This window comes from Fibrobacter sp. UWP2 (assembly GCF_900141705.1).
GTDB lineage: Bacteria > Fibrobacterota > Fibrobacteria > Fibrobacterales > Fibrobacteraceae > Fibrobacter.
The window spans coordinates 35,044-50,783 of sequence record NZ_FQYM01000012.1 but is presented as its reverse complement, the minus strand read 5'-3'; the positions used below and the strand labels follow the sequence as shown (position 1 = coordinate 50,783).

The 15,740-nt window shown below is 52.9% G+C and carries 15 protein-coding genes; 13 read left to right on the top strand and 2 right to left on the bottom strand.

The annotated features are described in order from the left end of the window. The first annotated feature begins 72 nt into the window (after positions 1–72). The 10 genes from cysT to BUB55_RS07520 all read left to right on the top strand — a co-directional run bounded on the left by cysT (position 73) and on the right by BUB55_RS07520 (position 10,916). Positions 73–903: a sulfate ABC transporter permease subunit CysT gene (gene cysT / locus BUB55_RS07565; RefSeq protein ID WP_073189624.1), complete on the top strand. Its 831-nt coding sequence runs from the start codon at positions 73–75 to the stop codon at positions 901–903. Further along, complete coding sequence (gene cysW, locus BUB55_RS07560) at positions 903–1,745, top strand: sulfate ABC transporter permease subunit CysW (RefSeq protein ID WP_073189623.1); 843 nt, start codon at positions 903–905, stop codon at positions 1,743–1,745. Before cysT ends, cysW begins: the two co-directional genes overlap by 1 nt. Positions 1,746–1,762: 17 nt before the next feature. Then, the gene (locus BUB55_RS07555; protein ID WP_073189665.1) at positions 1,763–2,821 is read left to right on the top strand and encodes an ABC transporter ATP-binding protein; all 1,059 of its coding nucleotides are present in this window, start codon (positions 1,763–1,765) and stop codon (positions 2,819–2,821) included. A gap of 122 nt (positions 2,822–2,943) precedes the next feature. Then, positions 2,944–4,170: an O-acetylhomoserine aminocarboxypropyltransferase/cysteine synthase family protein gene (locus tag BUB55_RS07550; RefSeq protein WP_073189621.1), complete on the top strand. Its 1,227-nt coding sequence runs from the start codon at positions 2,944–2,946 to the stop codon at positions 4,168–4,170. Between the two features lie 16 nt (positions 4,171–4,186). Beyond that, the gene (locus BUB55_RS07545; RefSeq protein ID WP_073189619.1) at positions 4,187–5,044 is read left to right on the top strand and encodes a 4Fe-4S binding protein; all 858 of its coding nucleotides are present in this window, start codon (positions 4,187–4,189) and stop codon (positions 5,042–5,044) included. Between the two features lie 9 nt (positions 5,045–5,053). After that, complete coding sequence (locus BUB55_RS07540; RefSeq protein ID WP_073189617.1) at positions 5,054–5,431, top strand: M67 family metallopeptidase; 378 nt, start codon at positions 5,054–5,056, stop codon at positions 5,429–5,431. A gap of 264 nt (positions 5,432–5,695) precedes the next feature. Next, positions 5,696–7,069, top strand: coding sequence for a molybdopterin-synthase adenylyltransferase MoeB (gene moeB, locus BUB55_RS07535; RefSeq protein WP_234971849.1), 1,374 nt, complete (start codon positions 5,696–5,698; stop codon positions 7,067–7,069). Between the two features lie 90 nt (positions 7,070–7,159). After that, positions 7,160–8,125 carry a family 2A encapsulin nanocompartment shell protein gene (locus BUB55_RS07530; RefSeq protein ID WP_073115771.1) on the top strand — a complete coding sequence of 322 codons (966 nt, stop codon included), beginning with the start codon at positions 7,160–7,162 and terminating at the stop codon, positions 8,123–8,125. After that, positions 8,112–9,857 (top strand): cysteine desulfurase, encoded by a 1,746-nt coding sequence (locus BUB55_RS07525; protein WP_073189614.1) that lies wholly within the window; start codon positions 8,112–8,114, stop codon positions 9,855–9,857. Before BUB55_RS07530 ends, BUB55_RS07525 begins: the two co-directional genes overlap by 14 nt. A gap of 99 nt (positions 9,858–9,956) precedes the next feature. After that, positions 9,957–10,916 (top strand): serine O-acetyltransferase, encoded by a 960-nt coding sequence (locus BUB55_RS07520; RefSeq protein WP_073189613.1) that lies wholly within the window; start codon positions 9,957–9,959, stop codon positions 10,914–10,916. Positions 10,917–11,106: 190 nt separating this feature from the next. On the opposite strand, the gene BUB55_RS07515 is transcribed toward BUB55_RS07520, so the two are convergent. Continuing rightward, a complete protein-coding gene (locus BUB55_RS07515; protein ID WP_073189611.1) occupies positions 11,107–12,531 on the bottom strand; it encodes a MocR-like pyridoxine biosynthesis transcription factor PdxR in 1,425 nt (474 codons plus the stop codon). 140 nt (positions 12,532–12,671) lie between these two features. On the opposite strand from BUB55_RS07515, the gene pdxS reads away from it, so the two are divergent. Together pdxS and pdxT are read left to right on the top strand one after the other, a co-directional pair. Next, the gene (pdxS, locus tag BUB55_RS07510) at positions 12,672–13,550 is read left to right on the top strand and encodes a pyridoxal 5'-phosphate synthase lyase subunit PdxS (protein WP_073189609.1); all 879 of its coding nucleotides are present in this window, start codon (positions 12,672–12,674) and stop codon (positions 13,548–13,550) included. After that, the gene (gene pdxT / locus BUB55_RS07505; RefSeq protein ID WP_073189608.1) at positions 13,550–14,152 is read left to right on the top strand and encodes a pyridoxal 5'-phosphate synthase glutaminase subunit PdxT; all 603 of its coding nucleotides are present in this window, start codon (positions 13,550–13,552) and stop codon (positions 14,150–14,152) included. Before pdxS ends, pdxT begins: the two co-directional genes overlap by 1 nt. On the opposite strand, the gene bioB is transcribed toward pdxT, so the two are convergent. Next, positions 14,141–15,085 (bottom strand): biotin synthase BioB, encoded by a 945-nt coding sequence (bioB, locus tag BUB55_RS07500; protein ID WP_073189606.1) that lies wholly within the window; start codon positions 15,083–15,085, stop codon positions 14,141–14,143. The two genes, pdxT and bioB, sit on opposite strands and share 12 nt — an antisense overlap. Before the next feature lie 111 nt (positions 15,086–15,196). On the opposite strand from bioB, the gene BUB55_RS07495 reads away from it, so the two are divergent. Further along, positions 15,197–15,739 carry a DUF6803 family protein gene (locus BUB55_RS07495; protein WP_073189604.1) on the top strand — a complete coding sequence of 181 codons (543 nt, stop codon included), beginning with the start codon at positions 15,197–15,199 and terminating at the stop codon, positions 15,737–15,739. Position 15,740 lies beyond the last annotated feature (1 nt).

Here is a 15,740-nt window from a genome sequence, read left to right as displayed (position 1 = left end):
AAAATTGATAATTCAGCATAATTATTAAGTATTGGACGCACGGGAAAACGCGTTCTATATTTGGCGACGCTTATGAAAAGAAAGAGTGTTGTCATACCGGGCTTCGGCCTTACAACAGGGGTGACCCTGGCGATTTTGAGCGTGGTGGTGCTGATTCCGCTTGCCTCGCTGGTCGTGTTTTCGGCCCAGATGAGTGCGAGCGATATTATCGACGTCATCACGCGTCCGCGCGTGCTTTCGAGTTTCAAGGTGAGTTTCTTGACGGCTTTTGTCGCCTCGCTTATCAATGCGGTGATGGGCGTGATTCTCGCCTGGGTGCTGGTGCGTTACACGTTCCCGCTTAAGCGCATCGTGGACGGAACGATTGAGCTCCCGTTTGCATTGCCTACGGCGGTGGCGGGCATCGCGCTTACGGCGCTCACTGCGGATACGGGCCTTATAGGCGGCTTTTTCGCGAATTTCGGCATCAAGATTGCATTCACGCGCATCGGCATCACGGTGGCGCTAGTGTTTATCGGCATTCCGTTCGTGGTGCGCGCGGTGCAGCCGGTGCTCGAAAAGCTGGACCCCGCCTACGAAGAGGCTGCAGGGGTGCTGGGCGCAAGCCGTACAAGGATTTTCTGGAAGGTCATCTTGCCGGAACTGATTCCCGCCATCTTTACGGGTTTCGGGCTTGCTTTCGGGCGCTGCCTCGGCGAATACGGCAGCGTCGTGTTCATTGCGGGCAACATGCCCTTCGAAACCGAAATTGCGCCGCTCATCATCATGTCGGAACTTCAGGAATACGACTATTCCAGTGCGACGACGATTGCCCTCGTGATGCTGGTGGCGTCGTTCATCACGCTGTTCCTGGTGAACGTGGTGCAGAACAGGAATGCCAAGATTCTCAAGGGAGGTAGCTAATGAGTACAGTTACGCAGAGCAGTCTCCATCGTGATACGAAAGGCTCGAAAATCGTCAGGTATTCGCTGATTGGCATAAGCCTTCTTTTCGTATTCCTGATGCTTATTCTCCCGCTGATTACGGTGATTACCGAAGCGTTCAAGCAGGGCTTTGCGGTGTACAGCAAGGCGGTTGCCGACGATTACACCATTAAGGCGATACTCCTTACGCTAGAGGCTTCGTTCTTTGCGGTCGCCATCAATACGGTATTTGGGCTGTGTGCCGCCTGGAGCCTCACGAAGTTCAAGTTCAAGGGGAAAAAGATTCTCGCGACGCTCATTGACTTGCCGGTGACGGTTTCGCCGATTATTGCGGGTCTCATTTTTTTGCTCACGTTCGGCCGCCAAAGCCCGATTTTCCCGCTGTTGCAGGATGCCGACATCAAGATTGTCTTTGCGGTGCCGGGAATCGTGCTGGCGACAATTTTCGTGACGTTCCCGTTCATTTCACGCGAACTGATTCCGGTGCTGGAATCGCAGGGAACCGACGAGGAAGAGGCGGCGGCGCTCATGGGTGCGAAGGGTTTTACGATTTTTAGGCGCATCACCTTCCCGCATATCAAGTGGGCGTTCCTTTACGGCGTCGTGCTTTGTGCGGCGCGCGCCATGGGCGAATTCGGTGCGGTGTCGGTGATTTCGGGCCACTTGCGCGGAAAGACGAACACGCTCCCGCTCCATGTGGAAATCCTTTTTAACGAGTTCCAGTACGTGCCCGCGTTTGCGGTGGCGTCGATACTGGTGATGCTTGCCATTCTCATTCTGGTGGCAAGAAGCGTCATTGAACATAAGGGAAGAAAGAAATAGCCTTGAAAGGAGATTTTATGTACGTCGAACTCAAACATATCAACAAGCATTTCGGAAATTTCAAGGCCTCGGACGATGTGACTGTCGGCATTGAGAAGGGGAAACTCATTGGCCTTTTGGGCCCGAGCGGTTCGGGCAAGACGACGATTCTCCGCATGATTGCAGGGCTCGAGAACCCGGACAGTGGCGAAATCATTATCGACGGGAAGGTCATCAACGATGTGCCCGCGAGCAAGCGCGGCATCGGGTTCGTGTTCCAGAGTTACGCATTGTTCCGCTACATGACCGTCTTTGATAACGTGGCCTTCGGTTTGAAGATTGCGAAAAAACCCGCGAATGAAATCAAGGAACGCGTCCACGAACTCTTGGAACTGGTGGGCCTTTCCGGGCTCGAGAAACGATACCCGAGCGAACTTTCGGGCGGACAGCGCCAGCGTGTGGCCTTTGCGCGTGCCCTCGCTCCCAACCCGCAGCTTTTGCTCCTTGACGAACCGTTTGCCGCAATCGACGCGAAGGTGCGTCAGGAACTGCGCAGTTGGCTCAAGGGCATGATCCAGAAGCTCGGTGTCACCAGCATTTTCGTGACCCACGACCAGGACGAAGCCATTGAGGTGGCCGACGAAATCATCATCACTAACCGTGGCCGCATCGAGCAGGTGGGCACGCCTTACGAGGTCTACAGCAACCCGAAAACCGCCTTTACGGCATCGTTCTTCGGGCAGCCCAGCATTTTCAGGGACTATAGTAATTTCCGTCGCTTTGACATCCTCGAAAATGCGGAAAACGCGATTGTGCGCCCGGAATTTGTGAAGGTCACCAAGAAAACCGAAGTGCAGAAGTACAAGAATTCTGCAGAAGAAGGCGTCGTGGAAGAAGTAGATTTCCGCGGTTACGGTATCGAACTGCGCGTCCGCGTGAACGGGGTCTTGCTTACGGCGCGGCGCTCCTTCGATCAGCCGAGAATCGAGGTGGGCGAGAAGGTGGACGTGTTCATCTACCGCATGTTCGTGACGCAGGGCGATACGGCGACTCTGCTCGAAAACAAGTCGCTGCGTGAGCCGGTGGTGGTGATTTAACGAACGGATGCGGCTTCGTTATAGAAAAAACTGATAATTCCGCATAAAAATTAAGTATTGGACGGGGTTGAAATACCGTTCTATATTTGGCTGCGGATAAAAATTGTACGGAGACATGCTGAATGGAATTCAATACTGCTTTATTGCACCAGAATTTTGGTAGCGACCGATGTAGCGGTTCTACGCTTGCGCCGATTTACCAGGTGAGCGCCTTTTCACAGGATTCCGCCGAAAAACTCGAAGCCGTGTTCAACAACAAGGCTCCGGGTTTTGCATATACGCGCATCGCGAACCCCACGAACGATTCCTTTGAACGCCGCATTGCATCGCTCGAGAAGGGAATCGGCGCGGTGGCGTGTTCTTCGGGCATGGCGGCGGTGACTATCTCGCTTTTGAACATTTTGCACGCGGGCGACGAAGTGATTGCGAGTGCCGGGCTTTTTGGCGGTACAATCGACCTGTTCCATGACCTGGAAGCGTTCGGCATTACGACTCGCTTTGTTACCGAAGTGACTGCTGAAAGTGTCCGCGAACAGCTGAACGAAAGGACGAAGGCGGTGTTTACCGAGCTTATCGGAAACCCGAAACTGAATGTCGTTGACCTGAATGCCGTCGCGGATGTCGCCCACGAGGGTGGCGTCCCGTTTATCGTCGATAGCACGACGGCGACCCCGTATCTTGTGCATCCCTTCGATTTCGGCGCGGATATCGTGGTGCATTCGTCTTCGAAGTACATTAACGGGAGCGGTTCTGCGATTAGCGGCCTCATTGTCGATAGCGGGAACTTCCCTTGGGATTACGCCCGCTATAGGGGCCTCGAAGAATACAGGCGTTTTGGCAAGTTCGCCTACATCGCGAAGCTGCGCAACGGAATCTGGCGCAACGTGGGTTGCTGCGTTGCTCCCCAAACATCTTTCCTGAATTCGCTCGGGCTCGAGACTCTCGGGCTGCGCATGGATCGCCTGTGCAGCAACGCGCTGCAACTCTCGGAATTTTTGCAGGGCTTTGATGGCATTTCTGTCAACTATCCGGCCCTGAAAAGCAGCCCCTATTACGACCTGGTGCAGAAGCAGCTTGGCGGCAGGGGAGGCGCAATCCTCACGATTGACGCGGGCACGAAGGAAAGGGCGTTCAAGCTGATTAATGGCCTCAAGTACGCTACCATCGCCACCAATATCGGGGATATCCGCACGCTGGTGATTCACCCGGAAAGCACCATCTTTACGCACAGTTCCAAGGAACAGAAGGAACATGCGGGAATTTTCGAAGGGACTATCCGCGTGAGCATCGGTATCGAGAATATTGAGGATCTGAAGGAAGATTTCGAACAAGCTATAAAGAAAATTTAAACGGAGACACAAAAATATGGCAACGGATTATGCAACTCTTAAAAAGGGCGGTTGGATGCGCCAGAAGCAGAAGAACAATTTCTCGCTGCGCGTACGCGTCGTGGGTGGAAACCTGACCGCCACCCAGCTCGCCAAAATCGCGGAAGTCGCCGACAAGTATGGTGAAGGCTACGCCCATTTGACCTCCAGACAGAGCGTCGAAATTCCGTTCATCAAACTCGAAAACGTAGAAGACGTGAAGGCGGCCTTGGCCGAAGGCGGCGTGGAACCGGGCGTTTGCGGCCCCCGCGTGCGTACCATTACGGCGTGCCAGGGTGAAGCCGTTTGCCCCAGTGGGTGCATCGACACCTACGCGCTCGCTAAGGAGCTCGACGACCGCTATTTTGCCCGTGAACTCCCGCACAAGTTTAAGTTCGGCGTGACCGGTTGCCAGAACAACTGCCTCAAGGCCGAAGAAAACGACGTGGGCATCAAGGGTGCCATCAAGGTTAAGTGGCTCGAAGACAAGTGCATCGGCTGCGGGCTCTGCGCAAAGACCTGCCGCAAGGGAGCCATCAAGGTCGAAAACAAGAAGGTTATCTTCGACGAGTCGCAGTGCAATTTCTGCGGTCGCTGCTACAAGTCTTGCCCGACGGACGCCTGGGAAGATACCCACGGCTACATCGTCTCCTTTGGCGGGCTTTTCGGCAACAACATCAACAAGGGCGAAACGATTATCCCCTTCATCGAAGACAAGCAAAAGTTGCTCGATATCTGCGATGCGGCCATTACGTTCTTTGCCGAGAACGCGAACCCTGGCGAACGTTTCAAGTACACTATCGACCGCATCGGTCGCGACGTGTTTGCGAAGAAAATCCTGGAAGCGAGTGTCTAGCGTTAAGAAATGAGTTGGCGGCAACGTATTGCAGAAGAAGCCCGGCAAAGTTATCCGCATGAATGTTGCGGGATTTTGCTCGGGAAAAACGCCCCGGACGGCAAGTTCGAGGTGACGGAAATACGTGCTTTGCCTAACCGGATTCAGGGGGAGGGGAGAGGGACGCATTTCGAGGCGGACCCACTCTTTCTTTACCAGGTGGAGCGTGAAATCGAGGGAAGCGGGCTTGAAATAGTCGGTTTTTACCACTCGCACCCCGATTATGAGGCTGTACCGTCCAGGGAAGATGCCGAAAACATGGTCCCTGGGCTTGTTTACGTGATAATTTCTGTGACAAGGGAGGGGGTTGCCGATATCAGAAGTTACAAAAATGATATCAAATGCTGACGACTCCTTGCTGTTCTAGGGCGTTATAAAAAAATCCGATAATTCCGCATAAAAATTAAGTATTGGACATAGGCAAAATCCGGTTCTATATTTCGCGGTGAAAATAATCCAGGTGGTTATTTTGTCTAAAATTCCACTTTTTTTTGTACGGAGGAAAAAGTGAAAATATACATATCGGCTACTCTTAGAAATTTTTTTGGTAGGAATGCGCGGATAGAAATTCCCGCGAGTACGGTCAGGAAGGCACTCTTCATCCTTTTGGACATGTATCCGGATGCCAAGAACGTCCTTTACGATGATGGTGGCAAAATCCGGAATTTTATTCAGATTTATGTCAACGGCAAGAACCTGACGGTGGAAACCCTCTGGGAAACGCCGCTTCCCGAAGATACGGAAATCCTGTTGTTGCCTGCGATTGCTGGCGGAGCGCCTGTTGATCAATCGCAGAACGCTGCGGTCGAAAGTCTCATTTCGGACGAGAGGCGCAAGGAAGTCGCCTTCGATGACAACGAGGTGGAGCGCTTTGGCAAGCACCTAATGCTTAAGGAAATTGGCGTGAAGGGCCAAAAGCGCATCAAGGCCGCAAAGGTCGTTGTCGCGGGTGCGGGCGCGCTCGGTTCGCCGGTCATCCAGTACCTTGCCGCGGCGGGTGTCGGGACCATCAAGGTCGTCGATTTCAACGAGGTCTCGCTCGAAAACCTGCAGAGCCAGGTACTTCACGGTTCCCGCGATATCAAGCGCCCGAAAGTCGCCTCCGCCAAGGACAAGGTAAAAAACATCAACAGGAATATCGAATTTATCGCCGAAAAGGTGCAGCTAGATTCTTCGAATATTCTGGAACAGATTGACGGTTACGATTTGGTGGTCGACTGCTCCGACAACTACAAGGCGCGCTACCTCATTAACGATGCGTGTGCGCTGCACGGCATTCCCGTCGTGTTCGGCGCGATTTACCAGTTCGAGGGCCAGGTGGGCATTTTCAATCTGGACGGCGGACCGTGCTACCGTTGCCAATTCCCGTCGCCTCCGCCGGCAGGGCTTATTCCCTCCTGTTCCGAGGGTGGTGCGATCAGTCCGCTTCCGGGCATTGTGGGGAGCATCCAGGCCAACGAGGCGCTCAAATTGCTTCTCGGTATCGGCGAGCACCTGAACGGGAAACTCCTGCATATTGATAGCCTGTACCTGACCTCGCGAATTTTGAAGGTGGAACGCAACAGGAACTGCCCCATTTGCGGGAGCAACCCGACGATTACCGATGTCGAGGAAATCGATTACGATGAACTTTGCGGGCTCAAGACCGAAAACGAAATTCCGGTGGAGGGCTTTACTCCCGAAGAACTCGCGAAGAAGATTGACGATGGCGACCCGATGACTATCGTGGATGTGCGCGAGCCGCATGAACGCGCGATTTTGCGATTCCCGAACGCCATTGTGATTCCCATCGGGCAGCTGGCCCGCAGGCAAAAAGAACTGGACCCGAACAAGGATACGGTTTTCATCTGCAAGCAGGGCAAACGCAGCATTCTCGCCATCAACACCTTGCGCGAAGCAGGCTACACGGGGCCGCTCTACAACCTTAAAGGCGGCGTCGATGCCATGAAGGATATCATGTTCTCGCACGAAGGCGCATGGCTGTAAAATTTTTTCTCGTAAAATCCTACAAAACAGATAGGAAACAAAACTTTATAGAACTGCAACACTTAACACAAACCCAAGAGGTAAACCACTATGGCAAATGAAGCTACAGAAAAGAAAACCGGCATCAATGCGCTTGGCGCAAAGGCTGCCTACAACCTGGCGAACGTCACCAAGACCAAGCCGCAATTTGGTGCGCTCACTCCCAAGTGGCTCACCAAGTTCCTTGAATTCAAGGGTCTCGAAACGGGCCTGTTCCGTGTGAACAAGGTCGTGGAAGGCGAAACCCCGCTCGATGTTCTTTGCAGCCAGACCAAGAAAACCGACATTATTCCGGAAGGCTACGTCGAATACGAAACCGAGCCACGTGAATACAAGCTGAATTCTATCTCTACGATTATCAACGTGAACACGGCCATCGAAGACGTTTACAGTTCTCCGTATGACCAGGTTCAGGAACAGCTCGGCCTCGCTATCGAATCGCTCCGCGAACGTCAGGAAAGCCTGCTCATCAACAACGACGATTACGGCCTGCTGAAGAACGTGGCTGATTCCCAGCGCATCCAGCCGCTCCGCGCCGACGGCCGCCCGACTCCGGACGATCTCGACGAACTCATTTCGAAGGTCTGGAAGGAACCGTCCTTCTTCCTCGCTCACCCGCGTGCCATTGCCGCTTTCGAACGCGAATGCACCCGCCGTGGCGTGCCGCCCGTTGTCGTGGACATCGCCGGTGGCAAGTTCCTCACCTGGCGCGGCATTCCTCTCGTTCCGACCGACAAGCTTCTCGTGGACGGCGTGAAGAATCCGAAGTCCCAGGGCGGCAAGACCAATATATTGCTCGTGCGCACTGGCGAAGCCAAACGCGGCGTGATTGGCCTCTTCCAGGCCGGTCTCAAGAACGAACACTCTCGTGGCCTTTCCGTGCGTTTCCGCGGCATCGACAACAAGGGCGTTGCTTCTTACCTGCTTTCCCTGTACTGCTCTGCGGCTATCCTTGCCGACGACGCCATTGCAGTCCTTGAAGACGTAGAGGTTGGCGAATACTATGATTACGAATAATCCAGATACCAGATCGCTGGAAGAGCTCGCCGGAGTTCCCAATGCGGCTGAACTGGAGCAGTTAGCAAATGAGTACTTTCCCGACCTGACGGACAGTGCTTATGCTGCAACTCCCGCGGCACCCGAAGTGCAGAATGCTTCTGCAGCTCAGGGAGTGAGCGCCGCCCAAGGGGCAGCAGCCATTAACCAGACTCCCGCATTTGACTGGGAACATCCGTTTGCGACCTATGGCGACCAGCCGGTAACTTCGGCACCGTTTGCCTACGGCGGCAATTCCACCGATACCTGGCTCAACTCCGTGGAAGCCCCTGCGGTTCCCGAAGCGGAATTTGTGTCGCAGTTCGGCGATGTCCCGGCAGCGCCTGCGCCTGCAACGGGGTATTCTCCGAAGGTCCTTTCCAAGACCCAGGCAGCAGAAAACGCCCGTCCGATCGACACTCCGACTTCTCTCGGTGGCGATTCCGTGAACAAGGCCGGCAACGCTAACAGCGGCTCCAATTCCCGCAACGAATCCATCCGCATCGGTTCCAAGAACCTTGCGCAGATCCGTAGCGACTTCCCGATTCTTTCGAAGCAGATAAACGGGCATCCTCTCGTTTGGCTCGATAACGGTGCTACGACGCAGCGCCCGCAAGTGGTGATTGACCGCCTCAAGTACTACTACGAAAACGAGAACTCCAACGTGCACCGTGGAGCCCATACGCTTGCGGCTGCATCGACGGATGCCTATGAAAACGCCCGCAACATCGTGCGTGACTTTATCGGGGCCCCGTCTTCGCAGGAAATCGTGTTCGTGCGCGGTACCACCGAGGCCATCAATCTGGTGGCTAACGCTTACGTGAAGCCGACGCTCCAGCCGGGTGACGAAATCATCGTCTCCATCCTGGAACACCACGCGAACATCGTGCCGTGGCAGCTCATTGCCGAAGAAACGGGCGCCATCATCAAGGTGATTCCGTGTGATTCTACCGGCCAACTCAAATTGCACGATTACGAGGCGCTATTCACGAAGCGCACAAAGTTCGTCTCCGTGACGCATGTCTCGAACGTGCTCGGCACCGTGACACCGATCGAGGAACTCATTGCCATCGCCCACAGGCACGGCGTGAGAATCCTCATTGACGGCGCACAGTCCATCGCGCACATTCCGGTGAATGTTTCCGCGCTCGACGCAGACTTCTTCGTGTTCTCCGGACACAAGGTGTTTGCCCCGACCGGTATCGGTGTCGTTTACGGCAAGAAGGAATTGCTGGAAGCGGCCCGCCCGTATCACGGTGGCGGCAACATGATTGCCGATGTGACGTTCGAACGCACGATTTACAACGGAATCCCGAACAAGTTCGAAGCGGGAACCGGAAGCATCGCTGACGCCGTTGGCCTCGGTGCTGCACTCCAGTACCTCTCCGAAATCGGGATGCCCTGCGTATTCCGCTGGGAACATGAACTGCTGCAGTATGGCCTCAAGGAACTGAAGACCGTCAAGGGTCTGCACCTTGTAGGTACGGCACTCAACAAGGCTTCCGCTCTCGCCTTCAAGCTCGACGGTTATTCCGACGAAGAAGTGGGCAAGAGGCTTGATGCTTACGGTGTTGCCGTGCGTACAGGTCACCACTGCGCACAGCCGGTGCTCAGGCATTTCGGTTACGAAAGTACCGTACGCCCGACGCTTGCGCTGTACAACTCTCCGGACGACATCGACGCTCTCGTGAGGGCGTTGAAGACGTTCGCATAGGTTAGACTAAGACGGCCCTTCGGCAGGCTCAGGGACCTAAACAAGTTCACTGAGCTTGTCGAAGTGAACGCCGTAATTCTCTTTCAACAAATTTGACACATGCACGAACTTATCCAGGAATCAGAAGTCGAAAAAGCTGTCCAGACGATTTTTGCCGATTACAATCGCGGCAAGCATATCGACAACATTGACATCTATAATCGGCCCGACCAGGCCGAGATTCAGACGATTTTGCAGAACCTAATCCGTGTGGTTTATCCCGGACATTTCAGGGACCGCTCGCACAAGATTTACAACCCCAAGAACAGCTTCGCGGTCATTATCGAAGATACTTTTTACCACCTCCACAAGCAGGTGGCCATCGCGCTTGATTATTGCAAGCTCCGCGGCACCATGACTTCGGACGAGCGCAAGATTGAAAGCTACCGCATCTGCAAGGAATTTTTCGCGAAGATTCCTTGGATTCGCGAATGTCTTGAAACCGATTTGCATGCCGCTTATGACGGCGATCCTGCCGCTGGGTGCCTCGACGAAATTATCCTTGCGTATCCGGGCCTTATGGCGACAACGATTTTCCGCATTGCCCATGAACTTTACCTTTTGCACGTTCCGGTTCTCCCGCGGCTCATGACTGAGTATGCGCATTCCAAGACGGGAATTGACATCCATCCGGGTGCATCCATCGGCAAGTACTTCTTTATTGATCATGGTACGGGCATTGTGATTGGTGAAACTGCGGTTATTGGCAATAACGTGAAAATTTATCAGGGTGTAACTCTTGGTGCGCTCTCGACGCGCGGGGGGCAGCGCCTCTCCGGCAAAAAGCGTCATCCGACCATTCAGGACAACGTAACCATTTACGCGAACGCATCCATTCTAGGCGGCGATACGGTTGTAGGCGAAAATGCCATTATCGGTGGCAGTGCCTTCATCACGAGTTCTGTTGCGCCCAATACCCGCGTGAGCATGAAGAGCCTCGAAATGGACTACGTTTCTACCGATAAGCAACACAAGACGGAAGAAATTACCCAAAGCGAGGAGTGGTACTACATTATATAATCATAAGATGGCAACTTGCTATAGAAAAAAAACTGATAATTCAGCATAAAAACAATGTATTGGACGCGTGCGAAAACGCGTTCTATATTTGGGCCGGATTAAAACAACAATGGCTGAAATAAAAATTGACGATGCCATCGACATTACCGATGTCGTTGAAAGAGGTGGGCACTAAAGACACTAAACCTTTTTAGTTGCAAAGGCTCGCGAGTATCTGCACTGCTTTTTGCATGCTCGCTTTATCTACCGACGAGTAGTTCACGACAAACTTGTGCTGCGATGGCTTTGCCTCAAAGTAATACTCCGAAAGGGCGCGGATGTTTACCCCACGGAATCGGGCGCGGTTGCAGAATTCAATATCGGAACATTTCGTGTCCACTTCCAAGATAAAGTGGAGGCCAGCGTCTTCTTCGTAAATTCGGGCGACATTCGAAAGCTTGCTTTTGCGGATCGCCGACAGGAGCATATCACGCTTGGCCCGGTACAGATTGCGCATGCGATTGATGTGCGTCTCGTAGTAACCGAGATCGATGAATTTTGCCATCACATACTGGTCCAGATTCGAAACCGTACACGAATAGAACGAAAGTTTGTTATGGAATTTCTCGGCAAGGTGCGGCGGGAGCACCATATAACTGAGGCGAATCGCAGAAGTCATCGTCTTGGAAAAGGTGTTCAGGTAAATCACCTTCTCGGTGACATCGATGTTCTGTAATGCAGGAATGGGTTTTCCGGTCATACGAAATTCGCTGTCATAGTCATCTTCGACGATGTAGCGATTGGGAGATTCGGCAGCCCAACTGAGCAGGCGATAGCGTTCGCCGACAGGCATCACCATCCCGGTCGGAAAATGGTGCGCTGGGGAAATATGCACGACATCGACGTCAGATTTCTTGACGGAGTCCACGAAACTTTTCACCACAACGGGAATGTGACTCACCTTGACTCCGTATTGGCTATACAGCTTTGATATTTTACTCCATCCCGGGTCTTCTACGCCATAGCACTTGTCAAATCCAAGCAATTGTACTAGCAAGCCATAAAGGTAATCGGTCCCGGCACCAATGACAATTTGTTCGGGCGATACCTGGATATTTCTGAATTCGCGGAGCATGCGAGCGATAGCTCGGCGAAGTTCCAGCGTGCCCATTCCCGGAGAAACTTGCAACAGATCATTTTGCCTTTCGCAAAGGACCTCGCGAGTGATTTTTGCCCAAGTGGTAAAGGGGAACGCCTCGATATCGGAACCGTTACTTGCAAAGTCGGCAATGTATTTCGGGTTGATATGTTCTGACTCGTCGGTGAGTTCTGCGCGGAGCCTGCGCGTGCGGGGTTTCTTGCGGTTCCGATGGACTTGCGCATTAGCCACGGCATTTATGTCTGCAACAAAGAAGCCTTTTTTAGGGAGCGAGTAGATATAGCCTTCGGCCAAGAGCTGGGCGTAAGCGTTTTCAACCGTCACGACGCTAATGCCGAGATTCTGCGCGAGGTTGCGTTTGGAAGGGAGTTGTTCTTCGACAAGGACGTTTCCGCTTACGATATCTTTTTTGATGCATTGGTAAAGGTAATGGTAGAGGCTATTTGCTCCCGCCTTGGACATATCGTAAGTGAACATAAAACTGACCTTATTAGTATTGCTAATCTGATATTTAACTGACCTTATAAAAATAGTAAAAAACTGAATATTGTGCAGGTCAAGCGAATGTTTTAAATTACAGCCTGAAATTAAACCATTCCACAACCAAGGAGATTTACATGTCTGACCAGAACCGTTACGAACTCAATAAGAATCTTGCCCAGATGCTCAAGGGTGGCGTGATTATGGATGTGACAACCCCTGAACAGGCCAAAATTGCCGAAGCCGCTGGAGCCGCCGCCGTGATGGCCCTGGAACGCATCCCCGCCGACATCCGTGCCGCGGGCGGCGTATCGCGCATGAGCGACCCCAAGATGATCAAAGGTATTCAGGACTCCGTCTCTATTCCGGTCATGGCCAAATGCCGTATCGGTCATTTTGCCGAAGCGCAAATTTTGCAGGCCATCGAGATCGACTACATCGACGAAAGCGAAGTGCTCTCCCCCGCCGATGACATTTTTCACATCAACAAGCGAGAATTCGACGTGCCGTTTGTCTGCGGCGCGAAGGATTTGGGCGAAGCGCTGCGCCGTATCGAAGAAGGCGCATCGATGATCCGTACCAAGGGCGAGCCGGGTACGGGCGACATCGTCCAGGCCGTACGACACATGCGCCTGATGAACCAGGAAATCGCCCGCATTTCGAGCATGCGCGAAGACGAACTCTTTAACCGAGCCAAGGAACTCCAGGTGTCGTACGATCTGGTGCGCTTCGTTCACGACAACAAGAAACTCCCCGTGGTGAACTTCGCTGCCGGTGGTGTTGCCACCCCCGCCGATGCCGCCCTCATGATGCAACTCGGTGCCGAAGGCGTTTTCGTAGGCTCCGGAATCTTCAAGTCGGGCAACCCCGCCAAGCGTGCCGCCGCCATTGTACAGGCAGTTACCAATTACACCGATGCAAAACTTATCGCCAACCTTTCTGAAGACTTGGGCGAAGCCATGGTCGGTATCAATGAACAGGAAATCGCGCTGCTGATGGCCGAAAGGGGAAAGTAATGGGAATTAACAAACCGCAAATTGGCGTGCTCGCGGTGCAGGGGGCATTCATCGAACATGAACGCATTCTGCAATCGCTCGGCGCCGAAGTATTTGAAATCAGGCAGTTGCGCGACCTTGACCGCCATTTAGACGGTCTTGTGCTCCCCGGTGGCGAAAGCACCGTGCAAGGAAAACTGCTCCACGACTTAGGGCTTTTCGAGCCTCTTCGTAAAAAGATTGTCGAAGGCCTGCCCGTACTCGCAACATGTGCCGGCGCAATCCTCCTTGCCGAAAAAATTGCAGGCGAAAACAAGGCGCATTTCGCAACACTCCCCGCGATTATCCGCAGGAATGCTTACGGAAGGCAGCTTGGCAGTTTCTTTACGGAAAACGAAGTCGCGCACGTCGGAAAAGTGCCACAGACCTTTATTCGCGCGCCCTTCTTTGAATCGGTCGGCGATGGCGTCGAAGTCCTTTCGCGTACGGCAAGTTCGAATACTGCAGATGCTCCCGAGCAAATCGTTGCCGTTCGCTACAAGAACCAGATTGCACTTTCGTTCCATCCGGAGCTCAATAGCGACACGAGCATTCACCGGTATTTTTTGAAGCTAGTGGGATGATTCGCTTTCTACTTGCCAGGTGAAGCCGGCAGCCTCGATGGTGCGGAATGTTTCTTCGAGACTCTGACCGCCTTCAGTGAGGTAGCCTGACGCAAAAATAGAGTCGGCTACCTTGAAGAGCGTCTTCTCGTGACCTTTGAAATACACCTCGCGGCCGGCGGCGCAGCGGATGTCCGATTTCGGGAGCATCAGGCGCGCCAGGCAAAGCACCTTGATGCAGTATTCGGGGGTGAGTGCCGAAATATCGCGCTCCGCAAGACGCGTGCCTTCTACCGGGAGCAGGAAATTGATGGGCACCGAATCGGGATTGATTTCCAGCAGTTCAAAAAGCATGTCCACCACGTCTTCGGGCGTTTCACCCATGCCGATGATGCCGCCGGAGCAAATTTCAAAGCCGAGACCCTTCAACATTTTCAGGTTGTCGATTCGTTCCTGGTAAGTGTGCGTGGTGCAGATGCTCGGGTAAAAACGACGACTGCTGTTCAGGTTGTGGTTGATGCGGTTGAGGCCGGCCTCTTTAAGAATCAGCGCCTGCTTTTCGGTCAGGAACCCGATGGAGCAACAGATTTGCGTGTCGTTCTTTTTCATTTTGCGGATGCGTTCGGCCAGTTTTTCGATGTCGTCATCCGCAAATCGAATGCCGCTAAGTCCGATGCAGTGCCTTGCCAAATGCATTTCGTCAACGAGATCGTTGTCGCCATAAAGTTTTTTGTCTTCTACATAGCGGTACTTTTCAATCGGTGCTTCGGAATCGCGCGACTGGGCGCAATAGGCGCAGTTCTGCGTGCAATTCCCGCTGCGGACATTGGTGAGCAACTGGATGCTTACGCGGTTTCCCTTGTATTTCGTGCGCAACTGATATGCCTGTTCAATCAAGTTCGGTATAGAATCTGCGTTTGCATTCAAAATTTCAAGAGCAGTCTGTCGATTCATAATAAAAATCTGTCCTATAGAAAAATAATATATGCTAAAGTGTGGTCAAAAAAGGTCGCCGTTTGCTATTTTCCTATTGAAAATATAGGAAAATAAACCAAGGAGCACATTATGTCTTCTACCCATTATATGGATTTACTGATGCAGAATTCGCCGTGGAACTTGATTCTGTTCATGGCAATTCCTGTCGTCTTGGCAGAAACCATCGCGATTACGGAACTGTTGATTCCGCTCCTTTCAGAAAAGGCCGAGTTGACAAAAAAGGTGAACCGCGTGTGCGGCGTACTTGCGGGTGTTGCATTTATCGGCATCATCCTTTACCTGTTCCCTGCCGTGGTTCTGCCACTCGCGTCCAACGGGGATTTCAGGACATGGGTCGATGTGGTCGCCATCTTCTCGTACCTGTTGGCGGGCATTCCGATGATTCTGCTGGCGCTGCTCAACTTGAAGCTTCTCTTTAAGCATGCTGAGCCGAAGAAAAGGCACATCATCCGCATTTCTTTGCTGGCTGCATTCTTGGTTCTGTCTCACATCGCCATGATTTTTGGTATGGTGGATCCGTCCATTGCAGGCTACCAGCCGGCAAAGCAATCCATCGAGATGAATCATTTCATGCCCGACCATTCCATGCATGACCATTCGCATCATCACTGAT

Excerpts from the sequence above, each read along its gene's own strand:
- BUB55_RS07555 (WP_073189665.1), top strand. The coding sequence starts at position 1,763 with ATGTACGTCGAACTCAAACATATCAACAAGCATTTCGGAAATTTCAAG.
- pdxT (WP_073189608.1), top strand. The coding sequence starts at position 13,550 with ATGGGAATTAACAAACCGCAAATTGGCGTGCTCGCGGTGCAGGGGGCA.
- cysW (WP_073189623.1), top strand. The coding sequence starts at position 903 with ATGAGTACAGTTACGCAGAGCAGTCTCCATCGTGATACGAAAGGCTCG.
- moeB (WP_234971849.1), top strand. The coding sequence starts at position 5,696 with ATGTATCCGGATGCCAAGAACGTCCTTTACGATGATGGTGGCAAAATC.
- BUB55_RS07530 (WP_073115771.1), top strand. The coding sequence starts at position 7,160 with ATGGCAAATGAAGCTACAGAAAAGAAAACCGGCATCAATGCGCTTGGC.
- BUB55_RS07495 (WP_073189604.1), top strand. The coding sequence starts at position 15,197 with ATGTCTTCTACCCATTATATGGATTTACTGATGCAGAATTCGCCGTGG.
- bioB (WP_073189606.1), bottom strand. The coding sequence starts at position 15,085 with ATGAATCGACAGACTGCTCTTGAAATTTTGAATGCAAACGCAGATTCT.
- pdxS (WP_073189609.1), top strand. The coding sequence starts at position 12,672 with ATGTCTGACCAGAACCGTTACGAACTCAATAAGAATCTTGCCCAGATG.
- BUB55_RS07525 (WP_073189614.1), top strand. The coding sequence starts at position 8,112 with ATGATTACGAATAATCCAGATACCAGATCGCTGGAAGAGCTCGCCGGA.
- cysT (WP_073189624.1), top strand. The coding sequence starts at position 73 with ATGAAAAGAAAGAGTGTTGTCATACCGGGCTTCGGCCTTACAACAGGG.
- BUB55_RS07545 (WP_073189619.1), top strand. The coding sequence starts at position 4,187 with ATGGCAACGGATTATGCAACTCTTAAAAAGGGCGGTTGGATGCGCCAG.
- BUB55_RS07540 (WP_073189617.1), top strand. The coding sequence starts at position 5,054 with ATGAGTTGGCGGCAACGTATTGCAGAAGAAGCCCGGCAAAGTTATCCG.
- BUB55_RS07515 (WP_073189611.1), bottom strand. The coding sequence starts at position 12,531 with ATGTTCACTTACGATATGTCCAAGGCGGGAGCAAATAGCCTCTACCAT.
- BUB55_RS07550 (WP_073189621.1), top strand. The coding sequence starts at position 2,944 with ATGGAATTCAATACTGCTTTATTGCACCAGAATTTTGGTAGCGACCGA.
- BUB55_RS07520 (WP_073189613.1), top strand. The coding sequence starts at position 9,957 with ATGCACGAACTTATCCAGGAATCAGAAGTCGAAAAAGCTGTCCAGACG.